This window comes from Eubacterium sp. AF22-8LB (assembly GCF_003458715.1).
Taxonomy (GTDB): domain Bacteria; phylum Bacillota_I; class Bacilli_A; order Erysipelotrichales; family Erysipelotrichaceae; genus Holdemanella.
Window position 1 is genome coordinate 38,585 of record NZ_QRVI01000016.1, and the last position, 15,997, is coordinate 54,581.

19 protein-coding genes and 1 other annotated feature (1 of these 20 only partly in view) are annotated in these 15,997 nt (G+C 37.1%); of the genes, 15 read left to right on the forward strand and 4 right to left on the reverse strand.

What is annotated here, in order from left to right; translation table 11 throughout:
- Nucleotides 1-31 (forward strand) — a binding site (T-box leader); it begins 169 nt to the left of the window's first position.
- A gap of 39 nt (nucleotides 32-70) precedes the next feature.
- Nucleotides 71-2,011: a methionine--tRNA ligase gene (metG, locus tag DWY01_RS07385; protein WP_117995516.1), complete on the forward strand. Its 1,941-nt coding sequence runs from the start codon at nucleotides 71-73 to the stop codon at nucleotides 2,009-2,011.
- Nucleotides 2,011-2,193 carry a hypothetical protein gene (locus DWY01_RS07390; protein WP_117995517.1) on the forward strand — a complete coding sequence of 61 codons (183 nt, stop codon included), beginning with the start codon at nucleotides 2,011-2,013 and terminating at the stop codon, nucleotides 2,191-2,193. The genes metG and DWY01_RS07390 overlap by 1 nt, the downstream gene beginning before the upstream one ends.
- A 52-nt stretch (nucleotides 2,194-2,245) precedes the next feature.
- On the opposite strand, the gene DWY01_RS07395 is transcribed toward DWY01_RS07390, so the two are convergent.
- Nucleotides 2,246-3,373, reverse strand: a complete 1,128-nt coding sequence (locus DWY01_RS07395; protein ID WP_199519919.1) for a GGDEF domain-containing protein — start codon at nucleotides 3,371-3,373, stop codon at nucleotides 2,246-2,248.
- Between the two features lie 208 nt (nucleotides 3,374-3,581).
- Here DWY01_RS07395 and DWY01_RS11530 point away from each other — a divergent pair, with 208 nt between their 5' ends.
- From DWY01_RS11530 to DWY01_RS07420, 6 genes are all read left to right on the forward strand, one after another.
- On the forward strand, nucleotides 3,582-3,755 hold the full coding sequence (locus tag DWY01_RS11530) for a hypothetical protein (protein ID WP_158553673.1): 174 nt from the start codon (nucleotides 3,582-3,584) through the stop codon (nucleotides 3,753-3,755).
- 62 nt (nucleotides 3,756-3,817) lie between these two features.
- Nucleotides 3,818-4,096, forward strand: a complete 279-nt coding sequence (locus tag DWY01_RS07400; RefSeq protein ID WP_117995519.1) for a hypothetical protein — start codon at nucleotides 3,818-3,820, stop codon at nucleotides 4,094-4,096.
- Between the two features lie 8 nt (nucleotides 4,097-4,104).
- Entirely contained in the window at nucleotides 4,105-4,881 is a 777-nt protein-coding gene (locus tag DWY01_RS07405; RefSeq protein ID WP_243001989.1) for a PTS sugar transporter subunit IIC, read from the forward strand.
- A gap of 9 nt (nucleotides 4,882-4,890) precedes the next feature.
- Nucleotides 4,891-5,655 carry a PTS system mannose/fructose/sorbose family transporter subunit IID gene (locus DWY01_RS07410; RefSeq protein WP_117995521.1) on the forward strand — a complete coding sequence of 255 codons (765 nt, stop codon included), beginning with the start codon at nucleotides 4,891-4,893 and terminating at the stop codon, nucleotides 5,653-5,655.
- 155 nt (nucleotides 5,656-5,810) lie between these two features.
- Nucleotides 5,811-6,827 carry a hypothetical protein gene (locus DWY01_RS07415; protein WP_117995522.1) on the forward strand — a complete coding sequence of 339 codons (1,017 nt, stop codon included), beginning with the start codon at nucleotides 5,811-5,813 and terminating at the stop codon, nucleotides 6,825-6,827.
- Between the two features lie 185 nt (nucleotides 6,828-7,012).
- Nucleotides 7,013-7,342 (forward strand): hypothetical protein, encoded by a 330-nt coding sequence (locus DWY01_RS07420; protein ID WP_117995523.1) that lies wholly within the window; start codon nucleotides 7,013-7,015, stop codon nucleotides 7,340-7,342.
- Between the two features lie 394 nt (nucleotides 7,343-7,736).
- On the opposite strand, the gene DWY01_RS07425 is transcribed toward DWY01_RS07420, so the two are convergent.
- Nucleotides 7,737-9,032, reverse strand: coding sequence for a tyrosine-type recombinase/integrase (locus DWY01_RS07425; RefSeq protein WP_117347818.1), 1,296 nt, complete (start codon nucleotides 9,030-9,032; stop codon nucleotides 7,737-7,739).
- A gap of 86 nt (nucleotides 9,033-9,118) precedes the next feature.
- A complete protein-coding gene (locus tag DWY01_RS07430; RefSeq protein WP_117347817.1) occupies nucleotides 9,119-9,748 on the reverse strand; it encodes a helix-turn-helix domain-containing protein in 630 nt (209 codons plus the stop codon).
- 175 nt (nucleotides 9,749-9,923) lie between these two features.
- Between DWY01_RS07430 and DWY01_RS07435 the strand changes: the two genes are divergently transcribed.
- The 7 genes from DWY01_RS07435 (at nucleotide 9,924) to DWY01_RS07465 (ending at nucleotide 15,275) form a co-directional block, all read left to right on the forward strand.
- Entirely contained in the window at nucleotides 9,924-10,154 is a 231-nt protein-coding gene (locus DWY01_RS07435) for a helix-turn-helix domain-containing protein (protein ID WP_002578307.1), read from the forward strand.
- 145 nt (nucleotides 10,155-10,299) lie between these two features.
- A complete protein-coding gene (locus DWY01_RS07440; RefSeq protein WP_002578306.1) occupies nucleotides 10,300-10,614 on the forward strand; it encodes a DUF3847 domain-containing protein in 315 nt (104 codons plus the stop codon).
- Nucleotides 10,614-10,967, forward strand: coding sequence for a hypothetical protein (locus tag DWY01_RS12000; protein WP_009243740.1), 354 nt, complete (start codon nucleotides 10,614-10,616; stop codon nucleotides 10,965-10,967). The genes DWY01_RS07440 and DWY01_RS12000 overlap by 1 nt, the downstream gene beginning before the upstream one ends.
- Entirely contained in the window at nucleotides 10,943-12,664 is a 1,722-nt protein-coding gene (locus tag DWY01_RS07450; protein ID WP_009243741.1) for a MobA/MobL family protein, read from the forward strand. Before DWY01_RS12000 ends, DWY01_RS07450 begins: the two co-directional genes overlap by 25 nt.
- The gene (locus DWY01_RS07455; RefSeq protein ID WP_021369328.1) at nucleotides 12,648-13,352 is read left to right on the forward strand and encodes a DUF6040 family protein; all 705 of its coding nucleotides are present in this window, start codon (nucleotides 12,648-12,650) and stop codon (nucleotides 13,350-13,352) included. Before DWY01_RS07450 ends, DWY01_RS07455 begins: the two co-directional genes overlap by 17 nt.
- 155 nt (nucleotides 13,353-13,507) lie before the next feature.
- Nucleotides 13,508-13,966 (forward strand): MarR family transcriptional regulator, encoded by a 459-nt coding sequence (locus DWY01_RS07460; protein WP_108817235.1) that lies wholly within the window; start codon nucleotides 13,508-13,510, stop codon nucleotides 13,964-13,966.
- Nucleotides 13,956-15,275 (forward strand): MATE family efflux transporter, encoded by a 1,320-nt coding sequence (locus DWY01_RS07465; RefSeq protein WP_109214827.1) that lies wholly within the window; start codon nucleotides 13,956-13,958, stop codon nucleotides 15,273-15,275. Before DWY01_RS07460 ends, DWY01_RS07465 begins: the two co-directional genes overlap by 11 nt.
- Nucleotides 15,276-15,408: 133 nt before the next feature.
- Here the strand turns inward: DWY01_RS07465 and DWY01_RS07470 are convergent, their stop codons facing one another.
- Nucleotides 15,409-15,645: a DUF6061 family protein gene (locus tag DWY01_RS07470; protein ID WP_002578301.1), complete on the reverse strand. Its 237-nt coding sequence runs from the start codon at nucleotides 15,643-15,645 to the stop codon at nucleotides 15,409-15,411.
- Between the last annotated feature and the right edge of the window lie 352 nt (nucleotides 15,646-15,997).

Here is a 15,997-nt window from a genome sequence, read left to right on the forward strand (position 1 = left end):
AAGGTGGTACCACGAAGCTTTCGTCCTTGGATGAAAGCTTTTTTAATTTTTATGATAGGAGGAAATATAGATGACACAAAAGAAAGAACCATTTTATTTAACAACGGCCATTGCGTATACATCAGGTAGACCTCATATTGGAAATACATATGAAATTATTTTATCTGATGCGATTGCTCGTTTTAAAAGAGCACAGGGATACGATGTATTCTTCCAGACAGGTACGGATGAGCATGGTGTAAAAATTGAAGAAAAGGCAAAGGCTGCTGGTGTAAGTCCACAAGAATTTGTGGATGACGTAGCTGCTCAAATTAAATCAAACTGGGATTTGATGAATACTAGTTATGATTATTTTGTACGTACAACAGATGATTATCATGTTAAAGAAGTACAAAGCATTTTTAAACGCTTATACGATCAAGGAGATATTTATAAAGGAACATACGAAGGATGGTATTGTACGCCTTGTGAATCTTTCTGGACAGAGTCTCAGTTGGTCGATGGATGTTGTCCTGATTGCGGTCGTCCTGTTAAAAAGGCAAAGGAAGAAGCTTACTTCTTTAATATGCAAAAATATGCAGATCGTTTGATCAAATATATTGAGGATCATCCTGATTTCATTCAGCCAGAATCACGTAAGAACGAAATGTTAAACAACTTCTTGCGTCCAGGACTACAAGATCTTTGTGTTTCTCGTACATCATTTACTTGGGGTGTGCCTGTAGATTTTGATCCAAAACATGTTGTATATGTATGGATCGATGCTTTAAGTAACTATATTACTACGCTTGGTTATCATGCGAATGGTAAAAGTGATGAAAAATTCAATAAGTACTGGCCTGCAACGCATATTATCGGAAAAGATATTTTGCGTTTCCATACAATCTATTGGCCAATTATTTTAATGGCATTAGATTTACCTTTACCTAAAAAGGTATTTGGTCACCCATGGTTATTAACGGGAAGTGACAAAATGTCTAAATCAAAAGGTAACGTAATCTATGCAGAAGATTTAGTAGCTCACTTTGGTGTAGACGCTGTTCGTTACTACTGCTTACATGAAATGCCTTTTGCCCAAGATGGAACAATCACTTGGGAATTGATGATTGAAAGAATTAATTCAGACTTAGCGAATATTTTAGGAAACTTAGTATCTCGTACAATTGCGATGTCAAATAAATACTTTGGTGGCTTAGTCACAAATCCAAATGTATGTGAACCTGTTGATGAAGAACTAAAGGCTTGTGCTTTAGAGACTAAGAAGAAAGTAGAAGCTAAAATGGATGAGCTTCGTGTAGGAGATGCATTGGATGAAGTATTCACATTACTACGTCGTACTAATAAGTATATTGATGAAACAATGCCTTGGGTACTAGCTAAGGATGAATCAAAACAGGATCGTTTAGCTACAGTTCTATATAACTTGTTAGAATCTATCCGTATTTCAGCTGTATTGTTACATTCATTCTTGCCTGAAACGGCAGATAAGATGTTCGCATATTTAAATACAAAGGTAACGGATTTAGATTCTTGCGATTCATTTGGAAACCTAGAAACAGATATTCATGTTGTTGAAAAGTGTGAACCATTGTTTGCACGTATTGATGAAAAGAAATTTATGGAAGAGTTCAACAAAGAAAAAGAAGCAGCTAAAAAAGAAGAACCTAAAAAAGAAGAGCCAAAGGTTGAAGAAGTTACAATTGATGATTTTGCGAAGCTTCAATTTAAAGTGGGTACAATCGTTAAATGTGAACCACATCCAAAGGCAGACCGTTTATTGGTAGAACAAATTGATTTAGGTGGTGAAGTTCGCCAGGTTGTTAGTGGAATTGCGAAACACTACAAGCCAGAAGATTTGGTTGGAAAACAGGTTGTGGTTGTCACAAATCTAAAACCAGTTAAATTACGTGGCGTAGAATCATATGGTATGATTTTGTGTGCTACAGATGATAAAGACTTGTCATTTGTCACAGTCGCAAAAGAAATGCCTAACGGTGTAACTGTTCGCTAATGAATGATAAACAAAAGGTTGTTTTTAAACAATTACAGCTTGCAGGGCTTGGCATTGTTGTCTTTGTGTTCGGCTTGTTGTATCAAGAAAAAGCCATTTCTATTGTAGGAATCTTTATCTTGGTTTTTGGTTTAATAAGAACCTACTATATTAAAAAAGTGATCGATAAATTAGATGAGTAAACAATGCTCATCTTTTTTTCTTGTACAAAAAAAGGCGATCAGCTCGCCTTGATTACTGCATTAAACGATGCATATTTTTAGCTTCATACATAGAATCGTCCATAGCCGATAAGAATGCATCGATATTTTTACCATTAAATTTAGTTATTCCAATCGAGAAAGATAGATGGAATGGTTCTTTGCCATGAATATTAAATTGACGAACATTGTTTTCAATCCGTTTTTTCAATTTAATAGCTTCAGCATCGGACTGTAATTTTGCGAAAATGACAAATTCATCACCACCCATACGAATGGCGACTGAATCTTTATCGATTGAATGTAGTAGAATTTTACCGAATTGAATAATGGCATGATCACCTTTTAGATGTCCATATGTATCGTTGATAACTTTAAATTCATTGATATCCAATAAGAATCCATATACATGTTTAGTTTTATCATTTTGTAGTTTATTTAAATAATGGTTCATGTATTTCCGATTGTATAATCCTGAAAGATCATCGATAAAGGATATGGATATTTGAAATTCAATATAAACTAAGATAAATGCGATTGCGATACATAGCCAGATTGTGGAAATTCCAAAGAATAAGCCTTGAATCATAGTGCCTATCATGCACGGAATGATAAAGTAGTAAATAGGAAAGAATTCGACTAAAATAGAATCATTTTTAGCTTTTTGAACAGTATACATACTTTCAATGTAATACATAAAGACTATAATATATAAAATAAAATTAACAGGGCCACGAGTATATTCGTTTTTCTTTGAAATATCGAAAATAATACCTGTACCACATAAATTGATAATTAATAAAATCATAGCGATGATAAGTGGAATGGCTAAAATTTTCGATTTCTTTTTGATACGATTAAAATTTCTATAAATATGATATTCTACGAATAGACACCAACAATAACCGATTATAATTGAGATACCTGCGGCTATTGTATTTGAGATATATTGAAGAATATAAAATAGAAATCCAATTTTACCATCAATCAAAAAACTAAGTGTTTCACATAGAGTAGCGGTAAAAGTAACAATCAAGAGGAGGTTGTATGTTTTTTCATCGAATCGATTTGTTTGATCAATTCGTATTCTATATAAGAGTAAAAAAAGAACTAAAAACGCACCAGTCCCGTTTGCGACCAATATCTCGGGTATGTTGATCATATTAAGCTCCATTTCTTTTTGGTTATTTAATTTAATGATAATCCTCTTTAAAGGAACTTGCAAATAAAATGAAGTGATGAATGTAAATAAAACTTTACAAAGATTAAATATAAATTAAGCATATGCTAAATGTCTGTTCAATCGTATGTGTGCCTATTGTACTTTATATAAAGCGAATTATACTGAAAGTGAAAAGAGAGGTACACATATGGAAACAATTAAAAATTCATTGATAGAAATCATTCTCATTCTACTTTGCGCATGTACCGTTTTCATTTATAAAGTGCCAGATACTTTCGGTAATTGGTTATTAAATACAGTGGTGCTGGTTGTGATGGGTATATGTCTAATAAGAATAGCACTGCATATGCTAAATAAATAATTTTGTTAAAAATGAAAGGGCTTTTTCTAGGGAAAAGCCCTTTTCTGGTGTATAGTATACATATGAAAAGGTTTTTAAAAAATATTGCACAAGGTATGTATGATGGACTACAGGAAAACGAAGCTACACATAATCAATATAGTTTTCAAGAAATCTATGATGTAATCCAGGAATTTGTATCCTATATTTTTGTTGGCTTGATCTTAAGCGTAGGAGCTGTTTTTGGATATCCTTATTATAAGACATTTATATCGTTAGGTGCGGTACTCCTTCTTGTATGGGCTTTTATCTTGTATTATTTTTTAAATTCTAAAGACTTCAAAAAAATAAAAAGGAAATGAGGATGTTTATGCAGTTTATTTTAGTTTTACTTGTGGCATTTGTCGCAGGTATTGAAGGCATCTTAGATGAGTTTGAATTTCATCAACCCATTGTTGCCTGTACTTTAATTGGTTTAGTGACAAACCATTTAGCAGAAGGATTATTATTAGGTGGATCTTTACAATTGATTGCCTTAGGGTGGGCCAATATTGGTGCGGCTGTTGCACCCGATGTATGTTTAGCTAGTGTGATCTCATCTATATTGATGGTTCATGGATTAAATAGTGCAATTGATACTCGATATGTCATCGCAATCAGTATTGCGCTTGCGATTCCATTATCTTTAGTGGGTTTATCTTTGACAAAGGTATGCCGTAATCTGGCAATCAAACTTGTACATAAGATGGATGAAACAAAAAAAGTTTCATACTATCAATGGATTGGTATTTGTATGCAGGGAATTCGTGTTTTGATTCCTACTATTGTTTTATTGTTGATTCCATCAACCGTGATTTGTTCAATCTTGGAAATGATTCCAGTCTCAATTTATAAAGGCTTATTGATTGGTTCTGGTGTAGTTTGTGTGGTTGGCTTTGCGATTGTAGCTAATGTATTAGGCTCTAAATTTACTTATCCATTCTTTATGATTGGCTTTGGTTTGGCATGCATGACAAGCTTGTCTTTACTATCGTTATGCTTTATTGGTGGTGGTTTAGTTTGGCTGTTTATGTTGCTGAACACAAAAGAAACTTCCACAAAGACAAGTGATGATCCATTAGGGGATATCTTAAACGATTATGAGTAGGTGGTTTATATGAAGAAGAGTACAAGATTAAAGGTTTGTTTAAACCATCAATATTTACAAGGTTCATGGAATTTTGAACGTATGCAAAATGGAGGCTGGTGCTACGGCTTACTTCCGGCATTGAAAGAATTATATCCAAACAAAGAAGACTATGATTTGGCTGTAGAACGCCATTTAAAGTTTTATAATACGCACCCATATGTGTCTGCTCCAATTGTTGGTATTGTCTTGGCTATGGAAGAAGAAAAGGCAAAAGGCAGTGATATTACGGATGAAAAAATCAATGAGGTCAAAGTTGGATTGATGGGACCATTGGCAGGTGTAGGAGATCCCGTGTTCTGGTTTACAATGCGTCCAATTTTAGCTGCGGTTGCAGCATCCCTTGCGTTATCGCAAAATGTTCTAGGACCTATTTTCTTTTTTGTGGCATGGAATGTATTACGCTTTGGCTTTTTATGGATTACCCAAGAATTAGGTTATAAGAAGGGTACGAAGCTTGTTACAGATCTATCTGATAGTTTTTTAAAGAATGTTACTTTAGCCGCAAGCATGCTAGGTATGTTTGTGGTAGGAATTTTAGTGCAGAGATTTGTTTCAATCGATGTGGTAAACATTCAATCGGATTTAGATATGGTATTGCCAGGAGTTCTTTCTTTATGTGTATTTTTTGGTTGTACAAAGATACTAAAAAAAGGTTTTTCACCCGTATTATTAATTGTTATTTTATTTATTCTTTGTGTCATTTTAGAAATGGCAGGAATCTTAGTGATTTAAGTCTAAAAATATGATTTATTTACTGTTAAAGTCAGAACGCTCGTGACTTTAGTCATGAGATGAATGACGTATGTAACAGTTTTTCAACAGTTTCTATACACGAATCATGATATAATATATACGTAGAATGCATCGTAAAAAAGGGAGATTTCGATATGTATACAGTACGCTTTCAATTGGAACTAAGTGGATCTGAGAAACGTTTTTTGTCGAAATCTTTTTTCTATGCAAATCAGATGCATAATCAATTAGTTCAATATGCTACTAATCGTTTGAATGCTTTGTTTCATGATACAGAATATGTGGATGCACGCAAAGCTTATGGAGAAGCTGAATTTTCTAAAAAGAAAGGTTCTGAACTGTCAGCTTCTGAAAAGAAGAAGAAAAAAGAGTTATCAAATATCATGTGTATTAAACAAAAAGAGTATAATCTTACGAAGACTTCTTTGTGTAAGTTCGTATCCAAAGAACAAAAGAAATACAAGAACTACATCAACTCTCATCAGGCACAGGCAGAAGCTGACGCTGTATATAAGGGAGTAGAAAAGGTTCTTTTTGGGGATGGGCGTCATCTTCATTATCGAAGATACAATAGTTTTGACTGTATCAAACAAAAATGTGCTGCAACAGGAGTGCGTCTTTCTAGATGGGATACCATCTGCTTTATGAAGCACTATTTTAAAGTGCGTATTCCAGAAGATGAATATATCCAGAACATCATTTCTTCCTCAGATTTGAAGAAGGATGTCGTCTACTCCTTTTTAAAAAGAATCGAATTCAACAGTGGATTCAAATATTATGTAGTGATCACACTTCGAGGTGATGCACCAAAACGAATTAAATTGTCAGAAGATGGTGGACATCGTACAGGCGTTGACTTCGGAACCTCTACGATTGCGACAGTCTCAAACAACGAGGTCCATCTGGAAGAACTAGCTCCAGATTCTGTAAATTATGAAAAAGAGATTCGTCATAAGCAGAATCTGATAGATGCATCTATGCGAAAGCATAATCCAGAAAACTATAACAAGAATGGTACAGTCAAAAAGGGAAAACACAAATGGAAAACCACAAAACGATGTAGACATTTAAAACGCCAAGTTCGAGTTCTCTATCGAAAACAATCTGCTTACATTAAGACTTCACACCATACCTTCATCAACAAGCTCTAAAAAAATACGAGTGAGCTGATCCTTGAACCAATGAACTTTAAAGCTCTGCAAAAGAAATCAAAGAAGACAGAGCGTAAAGATGAGGCAACGGCTGTTAAACAAAAAGATGGCTCTTTGAAGATGGTGTGCAAATATAAACTAAGAAACGCTATGGACACTCCATCAAGAACCGTTCTCCAGGCCTTATGCAGGCCGATTTAAAAACAAAGGCAACACAATATGGAATACCATACTACGAAATAGATATTCATCAATACCGAGCTTCTCAACTTCACCATGATACTGGTGAATACATCAAACCTACTTTAAATGAAAGATTTAAAACGATTGCAGGATGTAAAGTACAAAGAGATTTGTATTCTGCCTTTCTAATTTGTCATACTGACGATACATTGACTGTCCCTGATTTTGAAACCTGTCATCTTGACTTTCCACATTTTGTCAAGATGCAGGATACATTGATTCTAAATAAGAAAAAATGTGGACACACAATGAAACACTGCTTTGGATTCTAGCTTAAAGAATCTCTCATCCAGTTAGGTTTCAGGCGTAAGCCCTGCTGGATACAGTATGAGAATACAGAGTACGGTCCACATGGATCGGAAATGCTCAAAAAACAAGAGTTATGTAAAGACTATATGCAAGGTCTAGAACCATGCTGAAAGCTTTGCGATGCTCCATTTCTCGCAATGAGAGAAAGAGAATCTTGTCATTTTAATGATGAGAGTACGTCAATTCTTACAATAGTATTATTTAAGAAGAAAAAGATAAATCGGAATTTGTGGAGAGATTTCCTGAACTTTCCTTATTTTTCAAGGCTTACAGCCTCTTAGATAGTGAAATGATATGTATTTTCCCTTATCTTTGCCCTTATGCGGAATCCGCAAGGGAAATAAGGGAAATTTTTAGTTAAGCATTGCTCACTACTTTATCAAGAAGTCTTGCGGAATCCCGTTTTGCTTTTCTTGTTGAGTGAGCGTAAATATTCATTGTGGTACTGACATCAGAGTGTCCTAACAGTTCCTGTACATCTTTCGGTGCAGCCCCATTGGAAAGCAGATTGCTGGTGTAGGTGTGACGTAACTGGTGGAAATGGAAATCTTCAAATCCTTCCAGTTTCTTTGACACTGATCTGCATACAATGCTGAGTGTACTCGGCAGTTCCAAAGAGCCATCCGGTCTTAAGCAGACAAAGGAGATTTCTTTGTAATCTGCCGGGACTTCCTGCGTTCCGTCAAGGTGATAGTATTCATAATAGACTCTGTTTTTCACATGAACTTCTTTGTAGTAATTGCGGTGATATAATTCGCCATACTGCATCCGGTTTTTGAGTTGTTCCTTTCTGGCAGCTTTCAGTATTTCAGTCAGGGTATCGCCAAAATCAACAATCCTAACTTTTTTCCGCTTCGTTGGTCCAATAATGTTTTTGTGTTTCATGCCGTCGTAGCGGATACTGCGTTTTATGGTCAGGCATTGTTCCTCAAGGTTAATGTCCTGCCATGTAAGACCACAGGTTTCTCCGATACGGAGCCCGGCATAATACGCAATCTGAATCGGTAGAATGGCAGGTGGGTTTTTCTTTTCCAGATACTTGATAAGTTGCTCGTAATCATCATGCGAAATCGGTTGTGTGCCTTCTTCCACTTCATCATCGGAAAAGAGGTCAACTTCCTCTGCCTGTCGTTTCAGTTTGATATATTGCATCGGATTGAAACTGATTAGTTGTTTTGGAAATACTGCAAAACGGAATGACTGCTGTAACACTGCGGAAAAAGAATGGATATAATCTTTGCTGTATCCCTTTCTTACTTTCCCGTCTGGAAACTCACCACCGAATGTAAGCAGATCAAGAAATGCCTGTAAATGTTCGGCAGTAACTGTTTTCAGTTTGCGGTCTGCAATCGGGTGTTTTTTGATACAGCGGATTGCACCAAGATAATTTTCCACTGTGCCGTTGCTGAGTGTCCCGGTTTTCAGTTCTTCTTCCGCCCACATATCCAGAAGCTCTCCTACCGTAAGGCTGTCTGCCTTTGCGACAAACTTCTTATTTTCGTAATCTTCCAGTGCTTTGCGGAGAAGTTTTTCCGTCTCACTTTTACTTTCGGTTCCAGCATATTCTTTCTGAACCATTTTACCGCTTGCATCTTCTACATAGAAGCGATAGTACCATTTTTTTCCTTTTTTTCTAACAGATCCTTTTGCCATAATTGTATTTCTCCTTTCGATATCAGACAATCGGAACTGTTGAAATGCTTCTTGCGTGTAAGTATATCACAACTCCGGTTGTCTTACTATACCGATTCAGAATCCTCATACATAACTTCGGATAAAAGATTGGCAAGTCTTTGTTCGGCTGCTTCCGGTTTCTTTGAATAGAGCCTTATCACATCTGCCATATCGTTAAATGCGTTGACAGTATGTGTGATCTCTCTGAGAAACATAATCTCATTATATTCATCTTTCGATTCGAATCCCATTACTTTGGCAATGTCCGCATCTTTGGTACTGCCTTTGTAATTTTTACAGGCGAACTGAAACGAATCCAGAAACAGTTCATATTGCTTTAACATTAACAGCAGTAAGTCTTTAGAAAAAGCGTCTTCTGTTTTATTAAGATCAAGAGGTAACTGTTTGAGAATATCGCCCATCACATCACGAATCTGCAATTCCTTCTTATCCGTAATATCAGTTTCATATTCATCGGTTTCCCCTTTGAGCCATTCAATCGATACATGAAGTGCTTCCGAAAGACCTTCCAGTACCATCTTTTTGGTATTGTCAATCGAACCATTCTCATAACGCAGGATTGTGGAAGCGGTAACTCCCATCTTCTCTGCGACATAAGGCTGTGTCAGATTTAATTCGAGACGGCGCTGTTTTGCCCTGCTGCCGATCAGCTTGCGTAGTTCTTTATCTTTCATGCTGATGTGCCTCCTTTTTCGGTATGTCATTACTATACCACGCAACAAAATATATTGCAATATGCAATTTATAGAAAACGAATGAAATTTCATAATGCTTGACAAAGCAATATAAACACGCTATACTGACAGCACAAATGAAATTGCATAATGCAATTTAAAAGGAGGTGGTCATATGACACAAAGAAAGATTGCCTTATCTATTGAAGAAGCTGCTGATTATACGGGAATCGGCAGGAACACCCTGAGAAAACTGGTGGAATGGAAGAAACTTCCGGTATTAAAGGTTGGGAGAAAAGTCCTGATCAAAACGGATATGCTGGAACTTTTTATGGAAGCCAACGAGGGCAGAGACTTGAGGGATAAGGGAAATGTGAAAGCAGTCACAAGAAACGGTTCAACTTAAAAAAGCGGTTCCCGAAGAAACCGCCAAAGGTTCTATCAGACCGGAGTCATGATATACCTACACGCAAACAGATTATACCATGTACTTCGTCTGACAGACAACAGGAAACTTATGTTTGGAAGAAAAAGAAAGGACGATGATATTTATGGCAAGATCAACAAAGAGTTATGAGGAGCGTATGCTCCAGTTGGAAAAGAAAGAACAGGAAAGCCTTGAGAAAGCAAAACAGTATGCAGCACAGAAACGGGAACTGAAGAAACGTCAGAAAGATGTGGAAACTAAAAAGCGGACACACAGGCTCTGCCAGATTGGTGGTGCGGTGGAATCGGTGCTGGGTTCTGCGATTGAGGAAGATGATATCCCAAAGCTGATCGGCTTCTTAAAAAGGCAGGAAGCAAATGGGAAATTCTTCTCAAAGGCAATGCAGAAAGAGCCAGTTGCGAATACGGAGGAAGTGTAATGCCGGAGGGAGTGGATTTTCCATTCCCTTCATTGCTTTTTCATGAAGGGCGCACTTATGGACAACCAGAGGTCGTCCGTATAAGTTTGCCACAGGTGGCAACCGGTCTGCGCTTATGCTTGCCGGGCTCGTTCCGTCGGCGGGGCTTTCAGCCAGACCTGCTCATGCCGCAGGAGGCACTCTTCGCCAGAGGGGCGCATTCCATGCAGGCTGTTATGCACAGGGCACTCTTACGCAGAGGGCGTTCCGGCAGATACCATTTTCTTTTTGGGAAAACGTTACCTGCCGGAAATCAAAGCCGGATACGGCAGAAAGGGGGAAACGGAGCATGGCGATTTTTCATTATACAGTAAAGATTGTTGGACGCAGCAAAGGGAAATCCATCATATCAGCATCTGCGTATCTCAATGGTGATGTGATGAAAAATGAAGAAACAGGCAGGATCAGCTACTACACTGCCAAAAAAGAAGTCGTTTATACCAGCCTGTTGATGTGTGAAAATGCACCACAGGAATGGCTGAACGTACCTGCTGAAAATATCAGACGGTTTCAGAAATCTGCCCGATATAAAAGAGCAGATAACAAAGATGCTGCACTGGGAAAATTTAAACTTACTTTTCAGAAACAGCGTTTATGGAATGAAGTTTTGAAGATTGAGAAGACCTCGGATGCACAACTCGGCAGGTCATTTGAATTTTCGCTTCCGAAAGAATGGAGCCGACAGGAACAGATTGATTATACAACTGAATATATTCAAAAGACCTTTGTAGATAAGGGAATGTGTGCGGACTGGAGTATCCACGATAAAGGAGATGGAAATCCCCATGTGCATTTACTTGTGACGATGCGACCATTCAATCCAGACCACTCATGGGGGAACAAAGAAATCAAGGATTGGGAGTTTGTCAGAGATGAAAATGGAAATATTGTGGTGGATGAATCCCATCCGGACTGGTGGCAGGATAAAAAGAACCCTGACCGTCATGGAATCCGAATCCCCGTACTTGATGAAAATGGAGTCCAGAAAGTCGGGACAAGGAACCGCAAACAGTGGAAACGTGTATTAACCGATGCTACCGGGTGGAACAATCCGAAAAATTGTGAGCTATGGCGGAGCGAATGGGCAAACGTCTGTAATGCACATTTGAAAACGGAAAATCACATTGACCACCGTTCTTATGCAAGGCAGGGAAAATTAGAGATACCGACGATCCATGAGGGCGCAGATGCCAGAAAAATTGACGAGAAATTTCAAAACGGACAGACATCCTCTACTTCATGGAAAGTAGAGGAAAACCAGATCATAAAAAGACAAAATGCACTGCTGGATAAAATACAGATTTCTTTTGGAAAAGTATCCAGTGCATTAACACAATGGAAGGAGCGATTGCGTGACATTAGAAGAAAGCCGGGAAGTCATTCCCATGATGGAGACAATGATAAACCAGATCGAGGAACAGCAGAATCTTATGGCAGAGATGGTACAGGAATTGCAGGAACGGGACAGGCAGCTCCTGTCTTTTCAGGAGCAGAACCAGAGTTTAAAAAGCTTAAACAGCGAATTATCCAGGCTGCTAAATCTTTTGCCAGATACAGAAGAACTGCTCTCACAGATCGAGCAACAGAAAACCAGAATCGAACAGTTGGAAAACGAGAATCAGCAATGGCAGGAATTAACGCAGAAGCTGAACAACGAGAACAGCTTATTGCAGAAACAGAACAGCGAATTGCTGACCTTAAACAGCAGATAGAGAAAGCGAGGGAGATCGATGAGCGAATGCAGAAACTTAGAGAACGTCGGGCAGGTGGAAGAACTTCTGCTGATGACCGAACAGATGCAGGACGAACTGGATCAGAAAGACCAGACAATCCAGGAACTAAACAGGCAGCTAAGCGAATCGCTGACCTTGAACGAGAAATTGAACAGCGAAAACAGAGCCGAGAATATCGAAGCATTGCGGACAAGATTAAGGCAAACAGAGGAACGATTGACCAGCGAGACAGACAGCAGGAAAAGAGCCGACGCAGAAGCCGTGGCATGGAAATTTAAGTATGAAAAAGCAGAGCAGGAAAAACTTTATGCACAGACACACCAAAAGACGGTAGAGGTAGCTGTTGAGAAAAAAGTGCCTTATGAGAAATGTGAAAAATGTGACCGTACTGCTTACCGGAAAGCAAAAGAAAAATGCGATAGCCGTAAAAGCCAGTTAGAAAAGAAATATAAAAATATGACGATTGGTTATGAAAGTATCTTGTTTCTACTGGCATGGTACAGCATAACAACAACACTGTTTACTGCGATTCTTTCGCCGGTTTTCCTTAACGACTGTATCGTCTTTTTCGGTGCGTTAGGAAAAGGAATGGGAAGTTTATTTCGGGAGTTTGTGACAGGTGCAGACTCTTTCGGACAGTTAAGCAGTGGAATACCTAACAGTATTCTTTCCGGGATTGTGTACTGGCTGATTGCCGGTACTGTCATGGCAATTTTATTCGTAATAACCGGGTGGCTGATAATCGGGATTGGTTATCAGGTAGGAAAAATCTACCGGAAATATTGTTGGGATATCATCAGTATCGTGGTAGCGATAACGAGTACAGCTGTTGTAATTTACTTTGGAGAATGGATTAAAAACGCTAATCCGATAAATCTTATTGTATTGCTATTACTGTCGCATATTATTTATATTGGAATCAGATGTTATGTGAAAGACTGGATGGAAGAACGAGGATATTATTAAAAGAGGACAGGGAAATTTCATAATCTTCCTGTCCTTAGTAAGGGACTATTGATTGTTTATATAAAGAAAAAGTATATAAATAAATCTTGACAATTAGTACGAACTCGGACTATACTATAAAAGTCCGGATTCGTACTAATTTAAGGAGAAAAAAGATGAGAAAAGATAATAATATGATAATACAGTTGCAACGATATTATGCTTTATGGAAAGAATGTACAGCAATGTATGAGGAATGGTCAAAGGATCAGGGACTGTCTTCAAATGGAGTTTTTGCTTTGTATTCATTTTATGAAAGTAATGGAAGATGCACGCAGAAAATGATAAGTGAAAAATGGAATATACCTAAGCAAACGGTAAATACGATACTAAAAGATTTTCAGAAAAAAGGATACATCAATATGGTATCTGATGATTCAGACAAGAGAAATAAGCTGATATGCCTCACAGAATCAGGAATGGAATATACGAAAGATATCATAGAAAAACTGCACTCAAAAGAAATATATGTAATCGAAAAAATGGGATTAGAGAATATAGAAAGTCTTAATGATAATACAGAGCTGTTTATCAGACTTTTCAAGGAAGGAGATTGTAAGAAAAATGAATCATAAATCATTATTTTTTAAATATGTTATTCCATCTATTATAGCATTTGCATTATCAGGAATATATGCGATAGTGGATGGATATTTTGTAGGCAATACCATAGGAGATGCTGGACTTTCGGCTATTAATATTGCATATCCGATTGTGGCTTTGATTCAGGCTCTTGGAACAGGAATTGGTATGGGAGGAGCTGTTTATTACTCAATTAATGCAGCAGAAAAGAAAGGAAAACGGGCAGAAGAATTTATTGCTACAAGCTGGTGGCTTCTTGTAATAGTAAGTGTTATCAGTACCATAATTATTTACTCCTTTTCGTCTAAAATTTTAGGATTGCTTGGAGCAGATGGAATTATATTAACAAATGCGACAGATTATATCAAAATTATAGCACTTGGAGCAATATTGCAGATTCTTGGAACTGGAATGATGCCATTCATTAGAAATTATGGAAACTCTTTCTGGTCAATGTTTGCGATGGTTGGTGGATTCATAACCAATATTGTTCTGGATTTTATCTTTGTATGGATATATGAAATGGGCATGAAAGGTGCAGCCACAGCTACAATAGCCGGACAGGGTGTGACTGCAGCAATTGCAATCATATACGCATTATATAATAAAAAGTTTTATGTGTATGTATCCTTAAAAAATGTAAAAGAAATGTGTGGCGCTATATTCAGAGTAGGTCTTGCACCATTTGGGCTAGCATTGACTCCTAATATTTCATTGGTGTTTATAAACCGATTCTCCGCTTCTTATGGGGGAGAAAAAGCTATTGCAACTTATGCATGTGTATCCTATATTATCTGTATCATATATCTCATATTGCAGGGCGTAGGTGATGGAAGTCAACCTTTAATGAGCCGTTTTTATGGTGAGAAGGATCAAGAAAGCCTGAGAGGAGTTCAGAGAATGGCATACATTTTTGCAATAATTCTTGCTGTTTGTGGTGGAATTATCATGTATGTAAACAGAGCAAATATTGGAGGGGTTTTCGGAGCTTCTTATGAAGTAAGTATTGAGATTTCTAAAATTGTACCTATATTTTTAGTGTCATTACCATTTGTTGCGATTACCAGAATAGCGACAGCTGGATTTTATGCTACTGAAAAAAGTGGATTGTCATACATTCTCACATTCATTGAACCAGTATTGATGCTGATATTTATGCTTGTTTTACCACCTTTATTTGGTGGACAGATTATGATATGGTGGAGTACGGTATTGGCACGTGTTTTTTCAGCGATTCTGGCATTCATACTAATAAAATATTGCGAAAAGGGAGATTTGCAATATGGAATACAGAAAATTTAACAATCAGATAGTAGCAAGAATAATCTAGGTTTATCTATTGTATTTTTAAGGACAGCCTCATAGCAATAGGGCTGTCCTTTTAAAATTATGAAGCTAATTTTTAATAAATTCTAGTAGATTTTGATTGGAATAATCATAACTCTAATGAATCTTCAGCATCTACCCACATCTGTAAATTCCCATCAAGATATAACCTTGCATATTCTAATGGCTCATCGATTGCAAGCGATGTCAAAGCACAATCAGATCCAGGTGTGGTTCTTAAATTTTTTTCTGCTTCCCAACAATCAATACGGAGTATATAGCCCGTATTAGTATATACATCAATGCTGTTGCACTGTGGATTGTATTCTGCAAATATTGTTCTCATTGTATCCCATCTCCTTATCATTTAATCAATCAGTAGTAGCAAAAATTAAGAAGCATTTCAATCAGTTCACCATGTCACTTTTATTTTGTGTTATACTGTCTTATAGATTTTTCTTGCCCTTGTATTTGCCCTTATCAGAGTGCATAAACACTGATGGGACGATATAACACAAGGGAAATAATAAGGGAAAGCTCACCTGCGACAAATCCAGTGTTTTCAAGGGGGTGCGAAGAATTTAATAATAAAATATAACAGTTATTAAATTTCTTAAAACAGGTGAAATCTCAATCGGGATTTGTTAAGTTGGTAGTAATTTTTTGCAATAATGAAGGTAAAGGAGAGCATTTTATGA

Coding starts and splice junctions, on each gene's coding strand:
- metG (WP_117995516.1), top strand. CDS start 71: ATGACACAAAAGAAAGAACCATTTTATTTAACAACGGCCATTGCGTAT.
- DWY01_RS07390 (WP_117995517.1), top strand. CDS start 2,011: ATGAATGATAAACAAAAGGTTGTTTTTAAACAATTACAGCTTGCAGGG.
- DWY01_RS07395 (WP_199519919.1), bottom strand. CDS start 3,373: ATGATCAACATACCCGAGATATTGGTCGCAAACGGGACTGGTGCGTTT.
- DWY01_RS11530 (WP_158553673.1), top strand. CDS start 3,582: ATGGAAACAATTAAAAATTCATTGATAGAAATCATTCTCATTCTACTT.
- DWY01_RS07400 (WP_117995519.1), top strand. CDS start 3,818: ATGAAAAGGTTTTTAAAAAATATTGCACAAGGTATGTATGATGGACTA.
- DWY01_RS07405 (WP_243001989.1), top strand. CDS start 4,105: ATGCAGTTTATTTTAGTTTTACTTGTGGCATTTGTCGCAGGTATTGAA.
- DWY01_RS07410 (WP_117995521.1), top strand. CDS start 4,891: ATGAAGAAGAGTACAAGATTAAAGGTTTGTTTAAACCATCAATATTTA.
- DWY01_RS07415 (WP_117995522.1), top strand. CDS start 5,811: ATGTATACAGTACGCTTTCAATTGGAACTAAGTGGATCTGAGAAACGT.
- DWY01_RS07420 (WP_117995523.1), top strand. CDS start 7,013: ATGCAGGCCGATTTAAAAACAAAGGCAACACAATATGGAATACCATAC.
- DWY01_RS07425 (WP_117347818.1), bottom strand. CDS start 9,032: ATGGCAAAAGGATCTGTTAGAAAAAAAGGAAAAAAATGGTACTATCGC.
- DWY01_RS07430 (WP_117347817.1), bottom strand. CDS start 9,748: ATGAAAGATAAAGAACTACGCAAGCTGATCGGCAGCAGGGCAAAACAG.
- DWY01_RS07435 (WP_002578307.1), top strand. CDS start 9,924: ATGACACAAAGAAAGATTGCCTTATCTATTGAAGAAGCTGCTGATTAT.
- DWY01_RS07440 (WP_002578306.1), top strand. CDS start 10,300: ATGGCAAGATCAACAAAGAGTTATGAGGAGCGTATGCTCCAGTTGGAA.
- DWY01_RS12000 (WP_009243740.1), top strand. CDS start 10,614: ATGCCGGAGGGAGTGGATTTTCCATTCCCTTCATTGCTTTTTCATGAA.
- DWY01_RS07450 (WP_009243741.1), top strand. CDS start 10,943: ATGGCGATTTTTCATTATACAGTAAAGATTGTTGGACGCAGCAAAGGG.
- DWY01_RS07460 (WP_108817235.1), top strand. CDS start 13,508: ATGAGAAAAGATAATAATATGATAATACAGTTGCAACGATATTATGCT.
- DWY01_RS07465 (WP_109214827.1), top strand. CDS start 13,956: ATGAATCATAAATCATTATTTTTTAAATATGTTATTCCATCTATTATA.
- DWY01_RS07470 (WP_002578301.1), bottom strand. CDS start 15,645: ATGAGAACAATATTTGCAGAATACAATCCACAGTGCAACAGCATTGAT.